The following is a 19300-nucleotide window of genomic DNA, read 5'->3' on the forward strand; positions in this document are numbered from 1 at the left end:
GTGCCTGGTGCCCTGTCCTCCAGGGTTTGGCCCCTCAGGGAGCGGCGGCATCCCCGCCCCTTTCCTCATCTCCTTCCGGGTGCGGCCGGACGGGGCCCGCCCCGGAGGGGCGGCTACCGCCGAGAGGCGGGGCGCGACGGGAGTGTCACCTTCCTCGGGCCGGCTCTCCGGCGGTGGGGAGGGGCTACTGACTGCGGGTCAGCCATTCGCGCAGGTCCGGCGGGAGTGGCTCGACCGCTGCCCGGTAGAGGGCCATGTCCTCCTCGGTGAGGATCTCCGCCCACTGCCGGTTCCGGCCCTTGTGGAAGAATTCCATGGCCGTGAGCGCGTCGGCGAAGTCCCTGGGGTACATCCGGTCCTGGTCGGCCTTCATGTCGGAGAAGCGGCAGGCCTGCACCAGGTCGGGCCAGCGCTCCTCATCGACGGGGATGTCCAGGAAGTGGCTGACGCGGCGCATCTCCTTGTCGAGATCATCCAGCAGGTCCTGGTAGTGCAGGAAGAGGACGTGGGGCTCGTTCCGGTGGCCCCACCAGGACTCCAGATGGCGGGTGGGCGAGTTGTAGGGCCAGCCGTTCGACTCCCAGGGGAACGCACTCCGGGTGAAGTAGGAGCGCCAGAACGCACGGATGTCCTCGGGTACCCAGGGCTGTTCCGGGGTGTGCACGTCGTCGGCCTCCGCCAGGGACTGCGGGGGCTTGCCGATCACCCCGTTGAGGCCCAGTGCGTGATGGTGCGCCGACACGGCCGTGTCCCGCAGGTCGCGGCCGACGACCAGGTAGGACACCCCGGAGTGGACCGGCAGGGCGTCCATGGGCAGGTGGGTCTTGATGAAGCGGCGGTGCTGCTGCCCGTCGAGTGTGCGGAGCATGCCGTCGAGGGGAACGAGCAGGCAGTCGAGCCAGGGACTGATCTCCATCAGGGGACCCGGTAACCGGGTGTCCTGGAGAACCAGCACGGAGGCGATGCGCTGCGTCCAGGTGGTGCCCGCCTTGGCGGGCGTGGAGATGACGATGTCGCCGGACCGGGGTGTGTAGTGGTCCCAGTGATCGCTGTTCACGTAGTAGCTCTTGTAGGCGCGCTGCGGTGGCTGCTGGAGGATCGGCTGGTCACTCATGAGGGGAGTCTGCACCGCGCGCGCGTGGCCGCTCAATACCGCCTGTTTCTACACCTACCCGGCGCACGCGGGGCGTGCGCCGGGTCGCCGGGGAAGTCAAGAAGCAAGGAGTACACTTCTAAGGACTGTATTCCTTACCGAGGGAGGCCAGGTGCAGCAGGCAGCCGCAGCGGACAAGCCCGCTCACGTCTTCGACCGCGCGGCCGAGTGGAGTGCGCTCGCCGGTTTCACGGGGCGCCCCTCCCCGCACGCCCTGCTCGGCATCGTCAGCGGCAGGCGGCGGATGGGCAAGACATACCTCCTGCGTGCCCTGGTCGAGGAACGGGGCGGTTTCTACTTCGGCGCCACCGCGGCCACGGCCACCGAATCACTGCGGCAGTTCGGTGCCGCACTGGCCGAGTACGCCGGCTCCCCCGTTCCCTTTTCCTTCGCGACCTGGGACGACGCGGTGTCGTATCTGTTCGGGCTCGCGGTGCCCGGCCGGGGGGAAGGGCCCGCGCTGTTCGTCATTGACGAGTTTCCCTACCTCGCGAAGGCGGCGCCGGAACTGCCCTCGCTGATCCAGCGGGAGATCGACCGTTTCCAGGCCGAGGAGAGCCGGATGCGGCTGCTGCTCTGCGGGTCGGCGATGTCGGTGATGGGGGGTTTGCTGGCCAGTACCGCCCCGCTGCGGGGCCGTGCACAGCTGGAGCTGGTCGTGCAGCCGTTCGGATACCGTCCGGCGGCGGCCTTCTGGGGAGTGGCCCACTCCCCCGCTCTCGCGGTGCGGCTGCACGCCGTTCTGGGCGGCACGCCTGCCTACCGGCGTCAGTTCCTCGCCGACGATGTGCCGGAGGGCCTGGACGACTTCGACGACTGGGTCTGCCGTACCGTCCTGTCACCCTTCAGCCCTCTCTTCCGCGAGGCCCGGTACCTGCTGGCCGAGGAGGCGGACATCCGCGAGACCGCCCTGTACCACTCGGTGCTGGCCGCGGTGGCGGGCGGCAATGCCACCCGCGGCGGGATCGCGAACTACATCGGCCGCAAGTCGGTGGACATCTCGCACCCGCTCAACGTCCTGGAGGACAGCCATCTGCTGACCCGGGAACCGGATGTGTTCCGGGCAGGACGGTCCTCGTACCGCATCACCGAACCGCTGATCACCTTCTACGAGGCCGTGATGCGCCCCGCCTGGGAGCGGCTGGAGAGCGGACAGGCCGCAGCCGTGTGGGCACAGTCCGCCGAACGTTTCGCCGCGCAGGTGGCCGGGCCCCACTTCGAGGCGCTGTGCCGGACCTACCTGCTGGGGCCGGGCAGCTCCCTGCTGGGTGGTTCCCTCGGCACGGTCGGCAGTGGAGTGGTGACCGACCCCACGGCGCGGCGGCAGCTCGAGATCGACGCGGCGGTCGTCGAACCGGGTTCGGGCGGCAGCCGGGCCTCCGTTACCGCGCTGGCCGAGGCCAAGTGGGGCACCGTCATGGGTCTTCCCCATCTGGAGAAGCTGCGCCGGGCGACAGAGCTCCTCGCCCGCCGCGGCATGGACACCTCCGGCTGCCGCCTCGTCTGCTTCAGCGCCGCGGGCTTCAGCGACGCTCTCCGCACCGAGGCGGCGCGGGACGGAGGTCTGTTCCTGGTCGGCCTGGACGAACTGTACGGCTGACCACCGGCCCCGGGCCTGCCACGCCGGTGACGCGGTCCCCGTGCACGCGCGGGGACATCCGGGCTCAGCGCCGCCGGGCGACGACGAGGACGCACCGAGGGCTGCCGTCGGGCCGGCTGCCCAGGCCGGCCAGGGGCAGGAGATCCACCGAGAAGCCGGTCCGGGCCAGCTCGTCACGCACCTCGGTGAGGCGGAAGGTGCGGTAGTACATGATGAAGCGGGGGCGCCACAGCGCGTTGCGCACCCGCATCGCGAGGTCGAACCCCCACAGCGCCCAGTGCAGGAGCGACCCGGCCGGGGGCGGAGCGACGACCGGGAAGGCGAAGCGGCCGCCGGGGCGGAGGACCGCGTGCACCTGGGCGAACAGCGCGGGCCGTTCCGCGGGCAGGAAGTGTCCGAACGCGCCGAAACTGGTCACCAGGTCGAAGGCCGGGGCGAAGGGCAGCGCCCTGGCATCGGCCCGGACCCAGTCCACCGCGGGCGGGCCGGCGATGCCGGCGAAGGCCGTGCGGGCCTGGCGCAGCATGCCCGTGCTGAAGTCGGCACCGGTGACCCGCCGCGCGCACAGCTCCCGCAGGACGCCGACACCTGCGCCGGTACCGCAGCACAGGTCGAGCCCGGTCCCGAACGGCCCCAGCGGGTGGAGCGCGGACACCACCGGTTCCAGCAGGCGCGCGGGCGTCCGGAAGGGCGTCTCGTCGAACTTCGGGGCGAGCAGGTCGTAGCCGCGCTCGGTCGACGACAACGCCTGGACGGCGAGTTCGCGGAGGGTCGGGCCCTGGGGAGTGAACACGCGGATCACCGTAACGAACCGGGCGGGCCCGCGAGGGAGCCGGTCTTCCGGACGGTGCGGCGGGTCGGCCGGTGTTCTACTGATGCGCGGCGGGGCGGATCACGCTGTGGCGGCCCTCCCGGGAGCCCGCATAGGCGGCGTCCCGCAGCCTGCGCAGCCAGAGCGTCGGGTGCAGGCCGGGAAGGCTGTGGGCGAAGGGCTCGAAGTCGAGGGTGCTCACGGGCGGCCGGTCCAGGGGCGGGCCCACGGTCAGCAGGGCGAGGGTGCGCCAGGGATCACCGGCGGCCGCGCAGCGGAGCGCGAAGCGCGCGGGCGCGCGGTCCAGGGCAGCACGGATGCCGGGCAGCGTACCGGGGATCCGGCGGCCGGCGTCGTGCGGGAAGGCCAGCACGACGCACACCCGGTCACCGACCTGATGGGACTGCACGCTGGAGTACGGGCCGGCCAGGGCGTCACGGCGCGGCAGCGGCAGGTGGCGTGTCAGGCGGCCGGCGCCGCTGGAGGTGAGCAGCAGATCCAGCGGGCGGCCGGGCCCGCCCGCGTCCGGGACGCGGACTGCGAGGCCGAGCGCGTCGGGCAGCGAGCCCGGCAGGCCGGCCGCCCGGGACCACCGCACGAGGACCTCGTGGCGGCCGGGCCGGTCGAGCAGGGGCACGTTCCAGGGCGGGTCGCCGCCCGGTACCTCAAGGACTCCCGGACAGGTCAGTCCCCGCGGATGAGCGGCCGGAGCGGCACGCCGGCGGGCGATGTGGCGGAAGACCCCCCGGACCCAGCGCTCCGGCAGAGCCGGGCCCCCGTTCACCGCCGGCGCCGCCCGTCGTCGGCGGCCGGGGCGGGCATACTGATCCAGGCAGCGATCCACGCCGCCTCCAGGGCGGCGTCGACGAGGTAGGTGGGGCGAATGGTGCCCCGGGGCACGTGCAGCAGGTCCACGGACAAGAGGGAGAGGGAGGAACCCAGACCGGCCCGGCGGGCGTGCGCCTGTCCTTCCGCGGTGGAAGCCGCCGCGATCTGTGAGATACCGGTGGACACCAGCAGAGCCCCGGTGGCGGTCTGGAGCCACTGGTCGGTCTTGGGCCCGAAGAACCACTCGAAGCTGCGCCGGTGCAGCAGTGGCCACAGGCCGCCGATGACGTTGAAGGCGCCGTGCGCCAGGGCCAGCCCTTCCAGCACCTCGCCGTTCCCGGGGCGCTTCGTGCCGCTCATCCCGTTCCTCATCCCACCGCTCCCTCCGGCCGTGTCGTCAGCCGGGCAGCCGGGTACCCCCGCCCGCTCCGGGCAATCCAGGCATGACCCGGATCACCCCCGGGCGGCGGCCGCCCCCCGGGGGTGGAAGGGCCGGGGCCTCAGGGATGTCCGGCCGGGGGGATTCCCTCGGCGGCCGGCGGCGGGCCGGGGGGACTTCCGTCCCCGAACGGCCGGCCGCCGAGCTGCTCCCGGTGGTGCGGGGTGAGCCAGCCGGAGAGGTCGGGGCCGGCCGGGACGATGGCCGTCGGGTTGATCCCGGTGTGCACCTGGTAGTAGTGCCGCTTGATGTGGTCGAAGTCGACGGTGTCACCGAAGCCAGGGGTCTGATAAAGGTCCCGGGCATAGGCCCAGAGCACGGGATCCTCGGTCAGCTTCCACAGGTTGCACTTGAAGTGGCCGTGGTAGACGGCGTCGAAACGCACCAGAGTGGTGAACAGCCGGATGTCGGCTTCGGTGAGGGTGTTACCGACCAGATAACGCTGCCCGGCCAGCCGCTCGGACACCAGGTCCAGGCGCCGGAACACACCGGCGCAGGCCTTCTCGTACTCGCTCTGCCCTGCGGCGAACCCGGCCTGGTAGACGCCGTTGTTGACATCACGGTAGATGCCCCCCATGACGTCGTCGATCTCCTCCCGCAGGGGCTCGGGGTACAGGTCGGGAGCCCCGGGCCGGTGCAGCTCGGTCCATTCGGTGGAGAGATCCAGCGTGATCTGCTGGTAGTCGTTGGTCACCAGCTTCCCGCTCGGGATGTCCACGACCGCGGGGACGCTGACCCCTCCGGGGTATTCCGTCTCCCGGGCATCGTACGCCTCGTGCAGGAAGCGGATGCCGAGGACCGGGTCACGGTCGTCCGGGTCCAGGGTGAAACGCCAGCTGCGATCGTCCTGGACGGGGTCGGTGACAGCGAGCGTCAGGGCGTCCTCCAGTCCGAGCAGACGCCGCACCACCAGGGCACGGCTGGCCCAGGGGCAGGCACGGCTGGCCACCAGACGGTACCGGCCGGCTTCCACCGGCCAGCCGTCCCTGCCGTCCGCAGTGATGCGGTCGGCGAAGTGACTCCTCGATCGCTTGAAGGGCTTGTGTCCGTACGCGGCGTTGCCGTCCGTCGCGGTGGAGGTGGTGCCACTCACCGGCCGGCTCCTTTCCGAAGCAGCGCCGCCCGAAGGGCACTGCGCCACTTCTGTACTGCTTATCCGATTTCTACCGGATGGCCTTCCCCGCCCGGTCCTCATCCGAACATGGCGGGGCAGACGGAAACGGCGGGAGGCGGGCAGCCGCACCGGCGGCCCGCCCGCGGGCGGGCCGCCGGTGCGGCATCCGTCAGGAGGGCAGCACCTTCTCGACGGCCGCGACGACCTCCGGGGCGTCCGGCTGGGTCTGCGGGCCGAAGCGGGCCGTCACCTCACCCCCCGGGGCGACCAGGAACTTCTCGAAGTTCCACCGTACGTCCCCGGTGTGGCCCTCCGCGTCCGGCGTCCCCACCAGTGCGGCGTAGAGCGGGTGCCGGGCCTCCCCGTTGACGTCGGCCTTCTCGGTCATCGGGAACGTGACCCCGTAGGTGGCCGAGCAGAACTCGGCGATCTCCTCCGAGGTGCCGGGCTCCTGGCCCATGAACTGGTTGCAGGGCACGCCCAGCACGGTGAATCCGCGCGCGGCGTAACGCTCGTGCAGCTGTTCCAGCCCTGCGTACTGCGGGGTCAGACCGCACTTGGAGGCGACGTTGACGATCAGGACCGCCTTGTCGCGGTACTGTCCCAGGTCCGCGGAACCGCCCTGGAGTGCGTTGATCTCGGCTTCATAGACAGACATGGGTGACGATGCTAGCCAGGAACGCCGCCCCCCGGCCCGGCGGGGGCTGTCCCGCCGGGAGACAGGCACCCGTGCACCGGGGCGGCCCGGCGCACACGTCGGGCACGGAAGCGGCGAACCCGGCGCGTCAACGTGCCCGCGCGGAGAGCAGAAGCGCGGCACAGAGCCGGCCGCCCCGGCCCCTTCACCTCGTGCCGACGCTGCGCAGGGCAGCCACGACGAGTGTGCGGGCCACGTCCACTGTCTCGGACAGTGAGACCTGCTCACGGGGCCCGTGGGCCAGCCGCACGTCTCCCGGACCGTACTGCAGGGTCGGCACTCCGGCCGCGGAGTAGAGCCGCAGGTCGCTGCCGTACGGCGCGCCGCGCTCGCGTGGCGGCGGCTCTCCGGTGACGTCGGCGTGCGCGTCCCCGACAAGGTCGCGGAGCGGGTGCCCGGCGGGCAGTCGCCCACTGGCGAACTGGCCGCCGGGCCAGGTCACGACCGCCGGGTGTGCGCGCAGCCAGGGGTCCTCCGCACAGGTCTCGGCGACACAGCGCTCGAGATCGGCCCGGGCCCGCTCCGGGCGCTCGCCGAGGCGGACCCCCATCCGGCCCTCGGCGACGAGCAGGCCGGGAACGCTGCTCGCCCAGTCACCGCTGCGCAGCGTGCCGACGGACAGCGCCCAGGGGATGCGGTACTCGCCGAACAAGGGGTCAGGGTCGGCATTGCGCCGTTCTTCGAGCCGGGCGAGCGCGCGGTGGACCGGCAGGTAGGCGTCGATGGCGGAAACGCCCGCGTCACGGACGCTGGCGTGCGAAGCCTTCCCGGGGATCTCGATGCGGAAGGTCAGGGCACCGGCGTTGGCGGTCACCAGAGTGCCGCCGGTCGGTTCGGTGATGACGCAGGTGTCTCCGGTCCAGCCGCGCCGCAGGGTGCCGAACGCTCCGAGACCGCCGTCCTCCTCACCGACGACGAAGTGAGCGGCGACCCGGCCGCGCAGCCTCGCTCCGCTCGCGCATATCGCCGCCAGGGCGGCCAGGTTGGCTGCCAGGCCGGCTTTCATGTCACAGGCACCTCGGCCGTGCACGGTGTCCCCCACCACGCGCGGGACGAACGGATCGCCCTCCCACTGGGCCGGGTCACCGGGCGGCACCACGTCGACGTGTCCCTGCAGGATCATGGTGGGGCCGTCACCGCCGCCAGGGGTGGTCGCCACCAGCCCCCACGCCTCTTCCCGCGGTGCCTCGGTACCGGGAAAGCCGGGGTCGGCGCGCAGCGCGGGCAGGTCCATCGGCCACAGGTCTACCTCGAGCCCGAGCCGGTCGAGGCGCCGGGCCAGCCGGTGCTGCAGTTCCGACTCGGCCGCGCTGCCGGTGACGCTGGGCACCGCGAGGAGTTCCAGCAGCGTCCCGCCGATGGCCGCCTCGTCGACCGCGGCGAGAGCGGCGGCCTCCTGGGCACTGAATGGTGCGGTCACTCGACTCCTCCGTCCGTCCCGTCGGCTTCCCGGCTGCGCACCGCCCCGCGGGAATGCCGCGGCGGGGAAGTGGTCGGCCCGGGAAGACCGCGGGCGGTGACTCCCCCGCCGGGGCCGACCTTACGGTGACGGGCCCGGTGCCCGTCACCCCCCGGTGCGGTGGTACCGACCCTCGAACCAGTTCCGGGCCGCCCGGGTGTGCAGGGGGAAGGCGAGCGGGACGGGGGCCGGCAGCAGCTCCCAGCCCTCGGTCTCGTCGGTGGGTTCCGACGGCGGGAGCGCGGTGACGTCGCGTTCGGCGAGCAGGCCGAAGATGAGCAGGTGCCCATCCGTCGAGCTGAGGACGTCGGCGAGCCGCACCTCCTCCTCCCGTGCGGTGATCCCGGTCTCCTCGGCCAGCTCCCGGGCCACCGCCCGTTGCCAGAGCTCTCCGTGGTCGATGAACCCGCCCGGCAGGGCGAGCTCGCCGCGCTGGGGTCTGATGGTGCGCCGCACCACGACGAGGCCGGCCGGACCGCTGCGGGGGCGTACCGGCAGCAGGGCGACCGCCACCGGCAGGGGGTTGCGGTAGGTGCTGCGACCGCAACGCCCGCAGACGCGCGGCCATCCCGCCCCGGCCGGGAGGCGCCCACCGCAGTGGGCACAGTGGGAATCCGGGGCGGCTCCTGAGATGGCGGGGGCATCGTCGGCGGGCATGCCCGCACGCTACCGGCACCGGGCGGCTCCTGTGCACGGTTCCGTCTCAGGAGCACCGGGGTCCCCGCCCGGCAGCGGCCGGGCCGGGGACTGCCCACCGGTGGAGGGCCGGAGCCCTGCCAGGCAGACTCGGTCAACGTCCGGGAAGCAAGGAGAGAGCGTGAGTGAGACCGGTTCCCGGAGCTGCTGCGGCCGATCGCGGCGAGGGCCCGCGGCATGCCGGAGGACGGCGCGCAGCCGAGCTGAACGCTCCTCTGCTGGCGGGCGCGACGACACCGGTCGCGCTCGTCGTCGGGCTCGCGACCTGGGGCTTCTCGGCGGGCCTCCTGGCCACTCCGATGAACGCACAGGCCGTGGAGGTGGAACACCGCTACGGCCGTCCGTTGATGTCGAGCTTTCACGCCTGCTTCAGCCGCGGGGTGCTCGGGGCGGCGTGCTCGGCACCCTCGCCGTGGCCGGGGGCGTGACACCGGAAGCCCAACTGGCCTGCACCAGCGGTCATCGGCCAGTGGCCGGGATTTCTGCTGGCCCCGCCGCTCATCGGCGTTCACGCGGGCGCGGTCGGCCTGCGGTTCGCGCTGCTGGCCCTCGCCGTGACCGCCCTGGGCGCCGCCTTGCTCGCGGGCCGGGTCACCACCCGGCCGGAGAGCCCGGCTGCGGCCGCCGCCAGGACCGCTCCGGCCGCCACGGGGCCCGCGGAGTGACCGCGCACGCGGGTGCTTCCGCACCGCCCGAGGACGCTCCGGAGACAGCTCGGTCCCGCTCCGGTGGCCGGTACGCTGACGGCCCAAGAGGCATGCACCGGGGTGGGTTCGTCAACCGGCCCTGATTCAGGACGGCCGCTCGCCAGGTTCCGGGCGGTCGGCGGGGGCGGTGCCGTTACCGTGTCCCGGTACCGGGCGAGGGGGAGCACACAGTGACAGGCGCGATGGTCAATGTCGGGATCGGCCTGATGACCAGCATCCTCAGCGGCGGAGGGGTATGGCTCTGGCAGCGTCTCGGCTCCGTGCGCGCGCTCCGGCGCAAGGCCCGGTTCTTCGGCATGACGCCGGGAGGCACCTGCCTCATCATCCTCAACAACAAGTACGACAAGCCCGGCACGACGCACCACAACGACGTGCATGCCCTGATCGAGGCGGCCACACTGGCCCGGGAAGTGCGTTGTGAGGTCTCCGTCGAGTCCAGTGACACCTTCCTCGGCAGCAACGAGGGGAGCATGGAGTTCTGCATCGGAGGCCCCAGCGGCTCCAACGTCCGAACCGCGGGGCACCTCGCGCACAACCTTCCCGGCGTCACCCTGCGTCCCCATGGCGGGCGGGACTCGCTGGCCATCGTGGTCGGCGACGAGAAGTTCCGGTGGAAGCGCGGGGAGCAGGAGTACGCGCTGGTGGCCAAGTTCACCCCGCCGGGCGCGACCCGTCCGGTCATGCTGATCTCCGGCCAGCGAGCCGTCGCCAACCACGCCGCTCTGCACTTCCTCAGAGAGTCCTACCGGCAGGTGGCGGAGGTCGTGAACTCGGTGGAGCAGTTCTGCATCATCGTCAAAGTCAGTTCGGTCGACACCTACGGGTTCCAGGCCGCGGCCCTCGAGCGCGACGTCACGGCAGCCGCTTTCTCCGCCGCCTGACAGCGTCAACCAGCCCCGGCCGGGCCCTCGGGCGCGGCCGGCCGGCGGTCAGTACGCGAGGGTCAGGCCGTACAGGGACTGCGCCGGCACGACCGGCTGGAAGAACGTGCTGCCGCCGCTGTCTCCGGTCCACGTCCGATCAGTGTTCCGACGCCGGTCCTTGACCAGAAGCCGCCGAACCTGCCAACTGCCGCAGGTCTTAACGGGGTTGAGTCGGCAGTCCGGCCTGTCCCGACAGACGTGCCGGCCCCCCCGGCCGGCCGGGGGCGGTCTGCGGAACGCGCGGTCTGCCTGGCAAAATCCGGGGGACACTACGGGGAGGAGTCCTTTCGTGACTCGGCAGCCACCGCACCCACCGCCACCGGACCGGCCGGGTCCTCGCCTCCTGCCCTCGCCGTACGCCGGGGGGTTCGGACCGCCCGGGCCACCGCCCGCGCCGGGCCGGTTCGGGCCGCCCGGCGAGTTCGGGCCACCACCGTCTCCGGCCGGACCGCCCCGGCGCACCGCTCGGCTGCGGCTGGGGCTCCTCGCCGGGCTGACGGCCGTCGCCGCGGTGCTGACCGGTGCGGGCGGCGTCTGGCTGTTCCTGGGCGGTGACCGCGAGGAGAGCGACCAGCCGGTGGCCGGCAGCCCCGAGCGAAGCGCCCAGGAGTCGCCCGGCGAGGAACCCTCACCCGCCGGCAGCGAGAACAGCACCGGCTCCCGGGCTCCCCACGTGGAGGAGATGGAGCCGCCCGGGGACGACCGGGCCGTACCGGTACCCGAAGCCACCGGAACAGGGATCACCGGGGGATGGCAGTCCCGGGACAACCCGCTGTGGGTCATGGTGCTGACGGACGAAGAGATCGAGGAAGCAGGGGCGAACCGCTACCGGGCCGGCATGCGGCGAGGGCTGGAGGACTGCCACGGGATGTACCTGCGTCTGGACGGCAGTCACCGGCTGGCCTTCATCTGTGAGGAGGACGGCGCGGAGACCGGCAGCTTCGGCGGCGACGCGGTCGTGGACGGCAACACCTTGACCGTTGACTGGGACGACGGGGAGACCGAGGAGTTCGGCCGTCTCATGGACCTGCCGGACTCCTGACCCGGCCGGCCCCAGCGTCCCGGGGGCGGAGGCGTTCCTCAGCGCTTCCCTTCCCTCAGGACCGTGTCGGCGATGGCGAACGCGGAGTTCGCCGCGGGTACCCCGCAGTAGACGGCGCCGTGCAGCAGTACTTCCTGGATTTCCTGCGGGGCGAGGCCATTGCGGAGCGCCGCTCGTACATGCGTGGCCAGCTCTTCGTGATGCCCGCCGGCGGTCAGCGCGGTGAGGGTGACGCTGCGCATCCGGCGGCTGAGCCCTGGACGGGTCCACACCTCGCCCCAGGCAGGAGACACCACGCGGGAGGCGCTCCGGCCCGCTGCCGGCCCGCCGGGCGGGGCGGGGGGCGGGACCCGTCGGCCCTGCCCGGCGGGTCGGTCAGCCGGCGGTCTGCCGGATCCGGTGCTCCTCCCCCGCCCGGTCCCGGTCCCCGCGGTCCGGCGGAGCCGGCCGTGCCGCCAGTGCGTCGGCCGCGACCGTGAGAACCGCGACCACCAGGACGATGTTCTTGAGGATGTACTGCCCTGCCAGGGTGGGGAAGGCGACGCCTCCGTTCCACATCTCACCGTGCAGGATCGCCAGGGTCAGGAACACCCCGGACATGTGCACGAAGAAGACGAGCAGCGTCAGGCGTAACAGCAGACCGGTGATCAGCCCGGCCCCGATGAGGATCTCCATGCCGGCCAGCAGCGGACGGGACACCTCCGGGGCCACCTGCCCGAACGTCATGGCACTCATGGCCCGGGTCGCGACATCTTCCGCCGGGCTGTTTCCGGGCAGCAGCTTCAGGATGCCGAACCACACGAAGAGCAGGCCGACGGAGACTCTCAGCGCGGTGACGCTGTACTTCTGGTAGCGACCCGCGAGCGAGCAGAGACTGTGGCGGTGGAGCCGCCCGCCGGCCCGGGAATCACTCATGACCGCCACCCCCGACTTCCGGCCGGGTGAGCGGCCCGGGGCCGGACCGGGCGCCGTCGGCCGGCAAGGCCGGACCGGCGGGGCCCCATGGGCGGACCGCGAGGGCGGAGCCTCCGGGAGAGGGCCGCACCGCTGCCGCACGGAGATCTTCGCGAGGCGGGACCGGGCGGATTGCTGTCGCGACTGAGCGAGGAGGAGACGTCATGATGTCCCTTCAGCAGAAGCAATGGGGGGTGTGGGAGCGCTCCCATTGCACTGCCGCTTCGGACTCTACGAGCAAGCCCGGGACCTGGCAAGATGTACTGCGACAGCACTTTTCGCCCGCTGACCACCGCGGTCTCCTCCGGCGGCCCCTGGTGCTCCGTCCGCTGCTGCTGGAGACACCACGGGAGACGCCGGGGCAGGAGTGGCGCGAAGGCGCGTAGTTCGTCGAAGTCTCCAGGACCGTGCGGGCCGAAGGCGTGCAGCCAATCGTGTCGGCTGTTCCTCCCGCCCTCGCGCCTGCCGAACCAAGCTGCCCGCACCCTGGATTACGAGGGCCGGGAATACGCCGCCGGGCCGGGGATCGGCGTAGCGTGCTGACGCGGCCCGCGGTCTTCAGGACACTGGCGGGACGAACGGCGGAGCCGCGACCGGTGGCCGTCCGGCGCCCCCGCGCGCCGGGCCCGGAGGCCGGCGCAACGAGAGGAAACCTGATGACGCAGGAAGTCCGAGCGGTGGTGACCCGGGCAAAAGGGGAGCCCGTGTCGCTGGAGACAGTGCTGGTCCCCGACCCGGGGCCCGGAGAGGCCGTGGTGAAGGTGCAGGCCTGCGGGGTGTGCCACACCGACCTGCACTACCGGGAGGGCGGGATCGGTGACGACTTCCCCTTTCTCCTGGGCCACGAGGCGGCCGGCCTGGTCGAGTCGGTGGGTGCGGGCGTCGAGGAGGTCGAGCCCGGTGACTTCGTGATCCTCAACTGGCGTGCGGTGTGCGGCCGGTGCCGGGCCTGTCGGCGCGGCCGCCCCTGGTACTGCTTCGACACGCACAACGCCGAGCGGAAGATGACGCTCGCCGATGGCACCGCACTGTCGCCCGCCCTGGGCATCGGTGCCTTCGCGGAGAAGACACTGGTCGCCGCCGGGCAGTGCACCAAGGTGGATCCAGCGGCCGCTCCCGCCGTGGCGGGGCTGCTCGGCTGCGGTGTGACTGCCGGTCTGGGCGCCGCTCTCCACACCGGCGGCGTCACGCGTGGTGACAGCGTCGCCGTGATCGGCTGCGGCGGGGTCGGGAGTGCGGCCGTCGCCGGCGCGCGGGTCGGCGGAGCCACCCGGATCATCGCCGTCGACCTCGACGACCGCAAGCTGGAGCGGGCCGCCGGCCTGGGCGCCACCCATACCGTGAACGCCGGCTCCACCGACCCGGTGGAGGCGATCCGCGAACTGACAGGAGGGCACGGTGCGGACGTGGTGATCGACGCGGTCGGCCGGCCGGAGACCTTCACCCAGGCCTTCTACGCACGCGACCTCGCCGGCACGGCGGTCCTGGTCGGAGTGCCCACACCGGAGATGCGGCTGGAACTGCCGCTGCTCGACGTCTTCGGCCGGGGCGGGGCGCTGAAGTCCTCCTGGTACGGGGACTGCCTGCCCTCGCGTGACTTCCCCGTGTACATCGACCTCCATCTGCAGGGCCGGCTGGATCTGGACGCCTTCGTCTCCGAGACCATCGCCCTGGACGACATCGAGGCGGCTTTCACCCGGATGAGCGGCGGCGACGTGCTGCGGTCGGTGGTGGTCCTCCCGTGAGCGCGCGCATCGACCACACCACCACCTCCGGAACCTTCAGCCTCGACGGCGAGACCTTCCAGGTGGACAACAACGTCTGGGTGATCGGGGACGACCACGAGTGCGTGGTCATCGACGCCCCGCACAATGCCTCGACGATCATCGATACCGTCGCCGGCAGACGGGTCGTCGCCGTCCTGGCCACCCACGCCCACGACGATCACGTCAGGGTCGCGCCGCAGCTCGCCGTGGCCACCGGCGCGCCCGTTCTGCTGCACCCCGCCGACCTGCCGGTCTGGCAGCTCACCCACCCGGACCGCCCGCCGGAGGGGGAACTCGCCGACGGGCAGGTCATCGAGGTCGGCGGCACCCGGCTGACGGTCCTGCACACGCCCGGACACAGTCCGGGTTCCTGCTGCTTCCACGCGGACGGGCTCGGCGTCGTCTTCACCGGGGACACCCTGTTCCAGGGCGGACCGGGAGCCACCGGTCGGTCGTTCTCCGATTCCGGGCTCATCCTCCGGTCCATCCGGGAACGGCTGTTCGTACTCCCGGCGGAGACCGTGGTGCACACCGGACACGGCGACAGCACGACGATCGCCGCGGAGCGTGCCGCACTCGACTGACGCCGCGTCCGCTCGGCGGTCACCCGCCCACCCCACGTCCCCTCCGCGCGCCCGCGGCTGCGCTGGCCCGGCCCACCGGACGCCCCGGGCCACGAGGGCGGCGGGGGCCGGGCAGGCGGGCCGCGGAGTACCGCCCCGGGCCGGGCCGCCCGGGGCCGCGTCGCCGTTCCGGTGCGCGACGCGTTTACAGGGGCGACTCCCGGCGGTAGCCTGCCAGTTCTTGGGAGCGCTCCCATTCCCGCCGCCGTGCCCGCTCACGCGGACACACGGTGCCCCCACGGCATGATGCGGAGTAGCGAAGTGAGTGAAGAGAGCCGTAAGCACTACCGGTCACGTCGCAGACGACTGGGTGTCCTGGTCGGCGGTGTGGTCGCGGCACTGGCCGGCGGCCTGATGATGGCACTGCCCCAGCAGGCCGCGGCCGAACTGCCCTCCGGAACCCAGTTCTACAAGGACCCGGACTCCCAGGTCGCCCGCTGGACGGCCGCCCATCAGGGCGATCACCGGCAGCCGCTCATCAGTCAGGTGATCGGTGAGCGCCCGCAGGGCATATGGTTCGCCAACTACACCCCGTCAACCGTCACGCAGGACGTGCGGGCGGTGACCGGCCCGGCCGCGGCGGCCGGTCAGGTCCCGGTCCTGGTGGCCTACCAGATGCCCAACCGTGACTGCGGCGGCGCCTCCTCCGGCGGCGCTCCCAGCCACCAGGCCTACGGCGAGTGGATCGACCGCTTCGCCGCCGGGCTCGGGAACGACCCGGTGGTGGTCATCCTGGAGCCGGACGCCCTGGCCCTGATCTCCTGCCTCGACAGCCAGGAACTGGCCAGCCGGTATGCCTCCATGTCCCGTGCCGGAGCGGCCATCCGAAGCGCGAACCCGTCCGCCAAGGTGTACTTCGACGCCGGGCACTCCTCCTGGAACAGCCCTGCGGTACAGGCCGACCGGCTGCGCTCGGCCGGGGTCACCCAGAACGGTGACGGCATCTACAGCAACGCCTCCAACTTCCGGGCCACCCCCGACGAGGTCGCCTTCACCAAGGCGGTCCTCGCGGAGCTGGGGACTCCCGGCCTCGGAGCGGTGATCGACACCAGCCGCAACGGCCGCGGGCCGACCGCCGACAGCGAGTGGTGCGACCCGTCCGGCCGCGGTGTCGGCCTGCCCCCGACCGCCGACACCGGTGACCCGGACATTGACGCCTTCCTGTGGATCAAGCCTCCGGGTGAGGTCGACGGCTGTGCGGGCCCGGCCGGCCAGTTCAACGCCGACATCGCGTACGAGCTGGCGCAGAACGCCCAGGAGCCCGGCAGCGGGACCACCGGCGGCGGCACCGCCGGAGGAAGCTCGGGCGGTACCACCGGCGGCTCCAGTGAGGGCACCACGGACGGTGGATCGACCGGGGGCACGACCGCCGGCGGGGCCACCACCGGCGGCACGACCGGCGGCAGCGGCGACGGCTGCTCGGCCACGTACGCGGTGGTCAACGAGTGGTCCAGCGGCTTCTCGGGTGAAGTCCGCATCGCCTGTGACGGCGCCTCGCTGAACGGCTGGAACGTGGACTGGGAGTTCACCGGCGGCCAGCAGCTCGACCAGGCGTGGAACGCCACCTGCACGCAGAGCGGCAGCCAGGTTTCCTGCCGCAGCGCGGACTGGAACGCGGTGGTGGCGGACGGCAGCTCCGTGACCATCGGTTTCAACGCCACCTCCACCGGCAGCAACCCGGCACCCGCCCGGGTCAACCTGAGCTGACCGGGTCCGGCCGGTCCCGCACCGTGCCGGCGCCGGCCCGCGGAGTACTTCCGCGGGCCGGCGCTCTGGCTGTGCCGGTGCGGGCCGCGCGTCCCGCACCGGTAAGGCACGCGTCCCGCACCGGTAAGGCGGGTCCGTCTACCGGCGGGCCGGCAGCCGGTGCAGGGTGACGCCACTGAGCCGGCCTGCGGCCACCTCGGCCGTCAGGTACGTGCAGTGCGGCTGCCGGCGCCGGTCGGTCGGCGAGCCCGGATTGAGCAGCCGCAGCCGGTCGCCGGCCACGCTGTCCCAGGGAATGTGGCTGTGTCCGAAGACCAGCACGTCCAGGTCGGGAAAGCGCGCGGCGCACCGGCGTTCGCGGCCGGGTGCCGGTCCGGTCTCGTGCACGACGCCGAACCGCAGCCCGCCCAGCTCCGCCCGGGCCACTTCCGGCAGCCGGGCCCGCAGCCCGGGGCCGTCGTTGTTGCCGTACACCCCGATGAGCCGCCGGGAGCGGTCCTCCAGCAGGTCGAGGGTGGCGGTGTCCACCCAGTCCCCCGCATGGATCACCACGTCGGCGGCCGCGACCTGCTCCAGCAGCTCCACCGGCAGCCGTGCGGCGCGCCGGGGCAGATGGGTGTCGGACATCAGAAGCAGTCGCACACCGCGACCCTGCTGCGCCGCCGGCATCAGGTGGGCGTGATCCTGATCCCCACCGTGCCGCCACTGCCCCGGCGGAGCCGGCTGCCCAGGAGGACCAGCCGGCCCGTCAGACCGTACTTGCGCGCGATCAGCTGCCGGTGGCGCCGGCTCCCCTCCGCGTCCAGGATCTCGGCCCGCCCGGACACCTCCCCGCCGGTGGGCCTCCCCCGGACATCGCAGGGGGCGAGCCGCACATCGGCACGATTGCGGAGGCGCTTGACCTTGCCCGAGTCGGCGGCCGTCCACACGGCCAGGGCATCCCCGTCCCGGGCCGCCCAGACCGGTGTGCCGACCGCGCGGCCGTCCTTCCGGAACGTCGTGACCAGCACATACTTTCCGGCGCTCAGTCGTTCCAGCGGTTCCGTCATGCGCCCACTCTACGGGTGGAGCGCGTCCCGTCAGCCCGCGAGGGCCAGGGCCTGCTGGAGGGCGGCCGGGCGGGCGGCCAGGGAGCCGCCGAAGTACCGCTCGACCGCAGCCCTCTCACGCGAGTCCGGGTAGGGGTTGGTGCAGGAGACGCCGGCGGAGGAGCCGGACATCAGGCTGGAGCACGGGCCGGGCTTCACGTCCGGCAGGCCGAGGATGTGACCGAACTCGTGGGAGGCGATCCGTACGCTGTTGTACCCCTCGGCGACGGCCTGACGGCCCATCCAGACGGTGCCGTTACCCAGGCTGGTCATCCGGGCGCGCGGCCAGCCGTTGTCCGCGACCACCCGGATGTTGGCCCGCTGGCCCGCGCGGACGGGCTCCAGACGGACGTTGGCGACGCTCTGGTTCCACGCTGCCGCTCCTCTGTCGACCGCCTGCCGGAACTCGGCGGCGCCACTCGCGTCATAGGTCACGACCCGGGCGGCGAAGGGCCGGTCGTCCTCGGCCGAGGTCGCGGCGAACGCCTGTCCGCCGGTCCAGGCCAGCGCGGTCACCATCAGCGTCACCAGCAGCCGTGCTGCTCTGCCGAACTTCACGATCGTCCTCCTGTGGGGGTACGGCCTGTGGGGTACGGCGAGGACCATGCTCATGACAGGTCATCGTCCATTCCCCCTCTGCCCACAGCGACTCCTTTTCAACCCCGTAGGTTTCCAGGACTGGCCGGCTGCCGGTCTCAGCCGGTCCCGGCCGCCTGACGACTCCGCTGCGGCAGCACCGTGTACTTCGGGTCCTCGGCGGAGGCGACCCCGGCTTCGAACACGCCGAACCGGGTGCACAGTCCCGCCGCCAGGAAAGCCGATCCGGCAAGGGCCGAGGCCGTCCGGCTGCGACGGCCCAGCAGCGTCAGACCCGCCCCGGCCGCGTTCAGCAGCCGGCTCGCCCGCAGCAGCAGCCGGGGACGTCCCCGGCGGTAGGGCTCGGCGAGCAGACCGAGCCGGTGCTCGATCCGGTGCAGCGCGGCGAGCTCCAGCCCCGCACCGATGACCGCCATGCGGGCCGGGGGGCCGTGCACGGCGGCGGGAGCGGCCAGCAGCGCCGCCCCCGCGCCGGAGGCCAGCGCGCTGCCGGCGAAGACGAACGGCAGCTCCGGGTGGGCCTCGTGCCAGGACGGGACCGCGGTGTCGGCGAGCAGGACCGCCGTGTAGGTGCACATCAGCGGCCCGAGCACGGCCGCCCCGGCCCCGGCCCACCGGCCCGCGCCCGGGAACCGCCCGGTCACCTGAGCGGCGAGCGCGGCGGCGGTCAGAGTGGAGAACGGAGCGAGGATCCAGGTCCCCACCGACAACGGGGAGGTCGGCTTGACGACCCGGAGCATGTAGAGAAACCGGGCGGGGCGGCCCAGGTCGTGGATGAGCGCGAGCACGCTGGCCGACGAACCGGCGGCGGCCACCCACCGGCCCGTCCGGGCGAGTTCCGGCCGGCCGGTGCGGTCAGCGACGGCGGCCATGGTCGCGGACGCCCCCGCCATGCCTCCGAGGAAGAGGTAACCGGGCACATCCGGCACCTTCCAGGTAGGGCGCTTCAGCACCGGCCGCCCGTAGTAGGAACGGAAGTCGGCCGGCGGAACCTGCTCCGCCTCCCGTCGGCTGCCCCGGATCCTCACCATGCGCCCACGTCTCGCTTTCTCCGGCCCGGCCCGGACGGACCCGGCCGCATGTGCCGCGCCCCGGC

The 19300-nt window shown here is 72.7% G+C and carries 20 protein-coding genes and 1 pseudogene; 7 read left to right on the forward strand and 14 right to left on the reverse strand.

Going from position 1 to position 19300, the window contains the following annotated elements; genetic code table 11:
* Window positions 1-184 precede the first annotated feature (184 nt).
* Window positions 185-1114 (reverse strand): sulfotransferase domain-containing protein, encoded by a 930-nt coding sequence (locus PJ985_RS20925; protein WP_271685428.1) that lies wholly within the window; start codon window positions 1112-1114, stop codon window positions 185-187.
* Window positions 1115-1397: 283 nt separating this feature from the next.
* Between PJ985_RS20925 and PJ985_RS20930 the strand changes: the two genes are divergently transcribed.
* On the forward strand, window positions 1398-2753 hold the full coding sequence (locus PJ985_RS20930; RefSeq protein WP_271685474.1) for an ATP-binding protein: 1356 nt from the start codon (window positions 1398-1400) through the stop codon (window positions 2751-2753).
* Window positions 2754-2817: 64 nt separating this feature from the next.
* Here the strand turns inward: PJ985_RS20930 and PJ985_RS20935 are convergent, their stop codons facing one another.
* The 7 genes from PJ985_RS20935 to PJ985_RS20965 all read right to left on the reverse strand — a co-directional run bounded on the left by PJ985_RS20935 (window position 2818) and on the right by PJ985_RS20965 (window position 8758).
* Window positions 2818-3546 carry a class I SAM-dependent methyltransferase gene (locus tag PJ985_RS20935; protein ID WP_271685429.1) on the reverse strand — a complete coding sequence of 243 codons (729 nt, stop codon included), beginning with the start codon at window positions 3544-3546 and terminating at the stop codon, window positions 2818-2820.
* 76 nt (window positions 3547-3622) lie between these two features.
* Window positions 3623-4348: a phosphodiesterase gene (locus PJ985_RS20940; protein ID WP_271685430.1), complete on the reverse strand. Its 726-nt coding sequence runs from the start codon at window positions 4346-4348 to the stop codon at window positions 3623-3625.
* The gene (locus PJ985_RS20945) at window positions 4345-4752 is read right to left on the reverse strand and encodes a hypothetical protein (protein WP_271685431.1); all 408 of its coding nucleotides are present in this window, start codon (window positions 4750-4752) and stop codon (window positions 4345-4347) included. The genes PJ985_RS20940 and PJ985_RS20945 overlap by 4 nt, the downstream gene beginning before the upstream one ends.
* 140 nt (window positions 4753-4892) lie before the next feature.
* Window positions 4893-5924, reverse strand: a complete 1032-nt coding sequence (locus tag PJ985_RS20950; protein WP_271685432.1) for a glutathione S-transferase family protein — start codon at window positions 5922-5924, stop codon at window positions 4893-4895.
* A 190-nt stretch (window positions 5925-6114) separates the two neighbouring features.
* Window positions 6115-6603 (reverse strand): glutathione peroxidase, encoded by a 489-nt coding sequence (locus tag PJ985_RS20955; RefSeq protein WP_271685433.1) that lies wholly within the window; start codon window positions 6601-6603, stop codon window positions 6115-6117.
* A gap of 184 nt (window positions 6604-6787) precedes the next feature.
* Complete coding sequence (locus PJ985_RS20960) at window positions 6788-8062, reverse strand: ArgE/DapE family deacylase (RefSeq protein WP_271685434.1); 1275 nt, start codon at window positions 8060-8062, stop codon at window positions 6788-6790.
* A gap of 144 nt (window positions 8063-8206) precedes the next feature.
* The gene (locus PJ985_RS20965; RefSeq protein ID WP_271685435.1) at window positions 8207-8758 is read right to left on the reverse strand and encodes an NUDIX domain-containing protein; all 552 of its coding nucleotides are present in this window, start codon (window positions 8756-8758) and stop codon (window positions 8207-8209) included.
* Between the two features lie 164 nt (window positions 8759-8922).
* Here PJ985_RS20965 and PJ985_RS20970 point away from each other — a divergent pair, with 164 nt between their 5' ends.
* The 3 genes from PJ985_RS20970 to PJ985_RS20980 all read left to right on the forward strand — a co-directional run bounded on the left by PJ985_RS20970 (window position 8923) and on the right by PJ985_RS20980 (window position 11469).
* Window positions 8923-9225, forward strand: a complete 303-nt coding sequence (locus tag PJ985_RS20970) for a hypothetical protein (RefSeq protein WP_271685436.1) — start codon at window positions 8923-8925, stop codon at window positions 9223-9225.
* A gap of 449 nt (window positions 9226-9674) precedes the next feature.
* The gene (locus tag PJ985_RS20975) at window positions 9675-10385 is read left to right on the forward strand and encodes a hypothetical protein (protein ID WP_271685437.1); all 711 of its coding nucleotides are present in this window, start codon (window positions 9675-9677) and stop codon (window positions 10383-10385) included.
* A 331-nt stretch (window positions 10386-10716) separates the two neighbouring features.
* Window positions 10717-11469 (forward strand): hypothetical protein, encoded by a 753-nt coding sequence (locus PJ985_RS20980; RefSeq protein ID WP_271685438.1) that lies wholly within the window; start codon window positions 10717-10719, stop codon window positions 11467-11469.
* A 38-nt stretch (window positions 11470-11507) separates the two neighbouring features.
* Here PJ985_RS20980 and PJ985_RS20985 read toward each other — a convergent pair.
* Both PJ985_RS20985 and PJ985_RS20990 read right to left on the reverse strand, forming a co-directional pair.
* Window positions 11508-11753 (reverse strand): annotated as a pseudogene (locus tag PJ985_RS20985) (carboxymuconolactone decarboxylase family protein); the annotation flags it as partial.
* 91 nt (window positions 11754-11844) lie between these two features.
* Window positions 11845-12384, reverse strand: a complete 540-nt coding sequence (locus PJ985_RS20990) for a DoxX family membrane protein (RefSeq protein WP_271685439.1) — start codon at window positions 12382-12384, stop codon at window positions 11845-11847.
* Window positions 12385-13079: 695 nt separating this feature from the next.
* Between PJ985_RS20990 and PJ985_RS20995 the strand changes: the two genes are divergently transcribed.
* The 3 genes from PJ985_RS20995 to PJ985_RS21005 all read left to right on the forward strand — a co-directional run bounded on the left by PJ985_RS20995 (window position 13080) and on the right by PJ985_RS21005 (window position 16519).
* A complete protein-coding gene (locus PJ985_RS20995) occupies window positions 13080-14168 on the forward strand; it encodes an S-(hydroxymethyl)mycothiol dehydrogenase (RefSeq protein WP_271685440.1) in 1089 nt (362 codons plus the stop codon).
* Window positions 14165-14773: an MBL fold metallo-hydrolase gene (locus PJ985_RS21000; protein WP_271685441.1), complete on the forward strand. Its 609-nt coding sequence runs from the start codon at window positions 14165-14167 to the stop codon at window positions 14771-14773. Before PJ985_RS20995 ends, PJ985_RS21000 begins: the two co-directional genes overlap by 4 nt.
* A 300-nt stretch (window positions 14774-15073) precedes the next feature.
* Complete coding sequence (locus PJ985_RS21005) at window positions 15074-16519, forward strand: glycoside hydrolase family 6 protein (protein WP_271685442.1); 1446 nt, start codon at window positions 15074-15076, stop codon at window positions 16517-16519.
* 138 nt (window positions 16520-16657) lie between these two features.
* Here PJ985_RS21005 and PJ985_RS21010 read toward each other — a convergent pair whose 3' ends face one another.
* The 4 genes from PJ985_RS21010 to nrfD form a co-directional block, all read right to left on the reverse strand.
* A complete protein-coding gene (locus tag PJ985_RS21010) occupies window positions 16658-17161 on the reverse strand; it encodes a metallophosphoesterase family protein (RefSeq protein ID WP_271685443.1) in 504 nt (167 codons plus the stop codon).
* 26 nt (window positions 17162-17187) lie between these two features.
* Window positions 17188-17568 carry a PPOX class F420-dependent oxidoreductase gene (locus PJ985_RS21015; protein ID WP_271685444.1) on the reverse strand — a complete coding sequence of 127 codons (381 nt, stop codon included), beginning with the start codon at window positions 17566-17568 and terminating at the stop codon, window positions 17188-17190.
* Between the two features lie 30 nt (window positions 17569-17598).
* Window positions 17599-18126, reverse strand: coding sequence for a snapalysin family zinc-dependent metalloprotease (locus PJ985_RS21020; RefSeq protein WP_271685475.1), 528 nt, complete (start codon window positions 18124-18126; stop codon window positions 17599-17601).
* A gap of 176 nt (window positions 18127-18302) precedes the next feature.
* Window positions 18303-19235: an NrfD/PsrC family molybdoenzyme membrane anchor subunit gene (gene nrfD / locus PJ985_RS21025; protein ID WP_271685445.1), complete on the reverse strand. Its 933-nt coding sequence runs from the start codon at window positions 19233-19235 to the stop codon at window positions 18303-18305.
* Window positions 19236-19300: the final 65 nt, after the last annotated feature.

The organism is Streptomyces sp. ACA25, from assembly GCF_028200735.1.
Classification (GTDB): Bacteria; Actinomycetota; Actinomycetes; order Streptomycetales; family Streptomycetaceae; genus Streptomyces.

Excerpts from the sequence above, each read along its gene's own strand:
- PJ985_RS20925 (WP_271685428.1), bottom strand. The coding sequence starts at position 1,114 with ATGAGTGACCAGCCGATCCTCCAGCAGCCACCGCAGCGCGCCTACAAG.
- PJ985_RS20995 (WP_271685440.1), top strand. The coding sequence starts at position 13,080 with ATGACGCAGGAAGTCCGAGCGGTGGTGACCCGGGCAAAAGGGGAGCCC.
- PJ985_RS20945 (WP_271685431.1), bottom strand. The coding sequence starts at position 4,752 with ATGAGCGGCACGAAGCGCCCCGGGAACGGCGAGGTGCTGGAAGGGCTG.
- PJ985_RS20930 (WP_271685474.1), top strand. The coding sequence starts at position 1,398 with ATGGGCAAGACATACCTCCTGCGTGCCCTGGTCGAGGAACGGGGCGGT.
- nrfD (WP_271685445.1), bottom strand. The coding sequence starts at position 19,235 with ATGGTGAGGATCCGGGGCAGCCGACGGGAGGCGGAGCAGGTTCCGCCG.
- PJ985_RS21015 (WP_271685444.1), bottom strand. The coding sequence starts at position 17,568 with ATGACGGAACCGCTGGAACGACTGAGCGCCGGAAAGTATGTGCTGGTC.
- PJ985_RS20965 (WP_271685435.1), bottom strand. The coding sequence starts at position 8,758 with ATGCCCGCCGACGATGCCCCCGCCATCTCAGGAGCCGCCCCGGATTCC.
- PJ985_RS20990 (WP_271685439.1), bottom strand. The coding sequence starts at position 12,384 with ATGAGTGATTCCCGGGCCGGCGGGCGGCTCCACCGCCACAGTCTCTGC.
- PJ985_RS20955 (WP_271685433.1), bottom strand. The coding sequence starts at position 6,603 with ATGTCTGTCTATGAAGCCGAGATCAACGCACTCCAGGGCGGTTCCGCG.
- PJ985_RS21020 (WP_271685475.1), bottom strand. The coding sequence starts at position 18,126 with ATGGTGACCGCGCTGGCCTGGACCGGCGGACAGGCGTTCGCCGCGACC.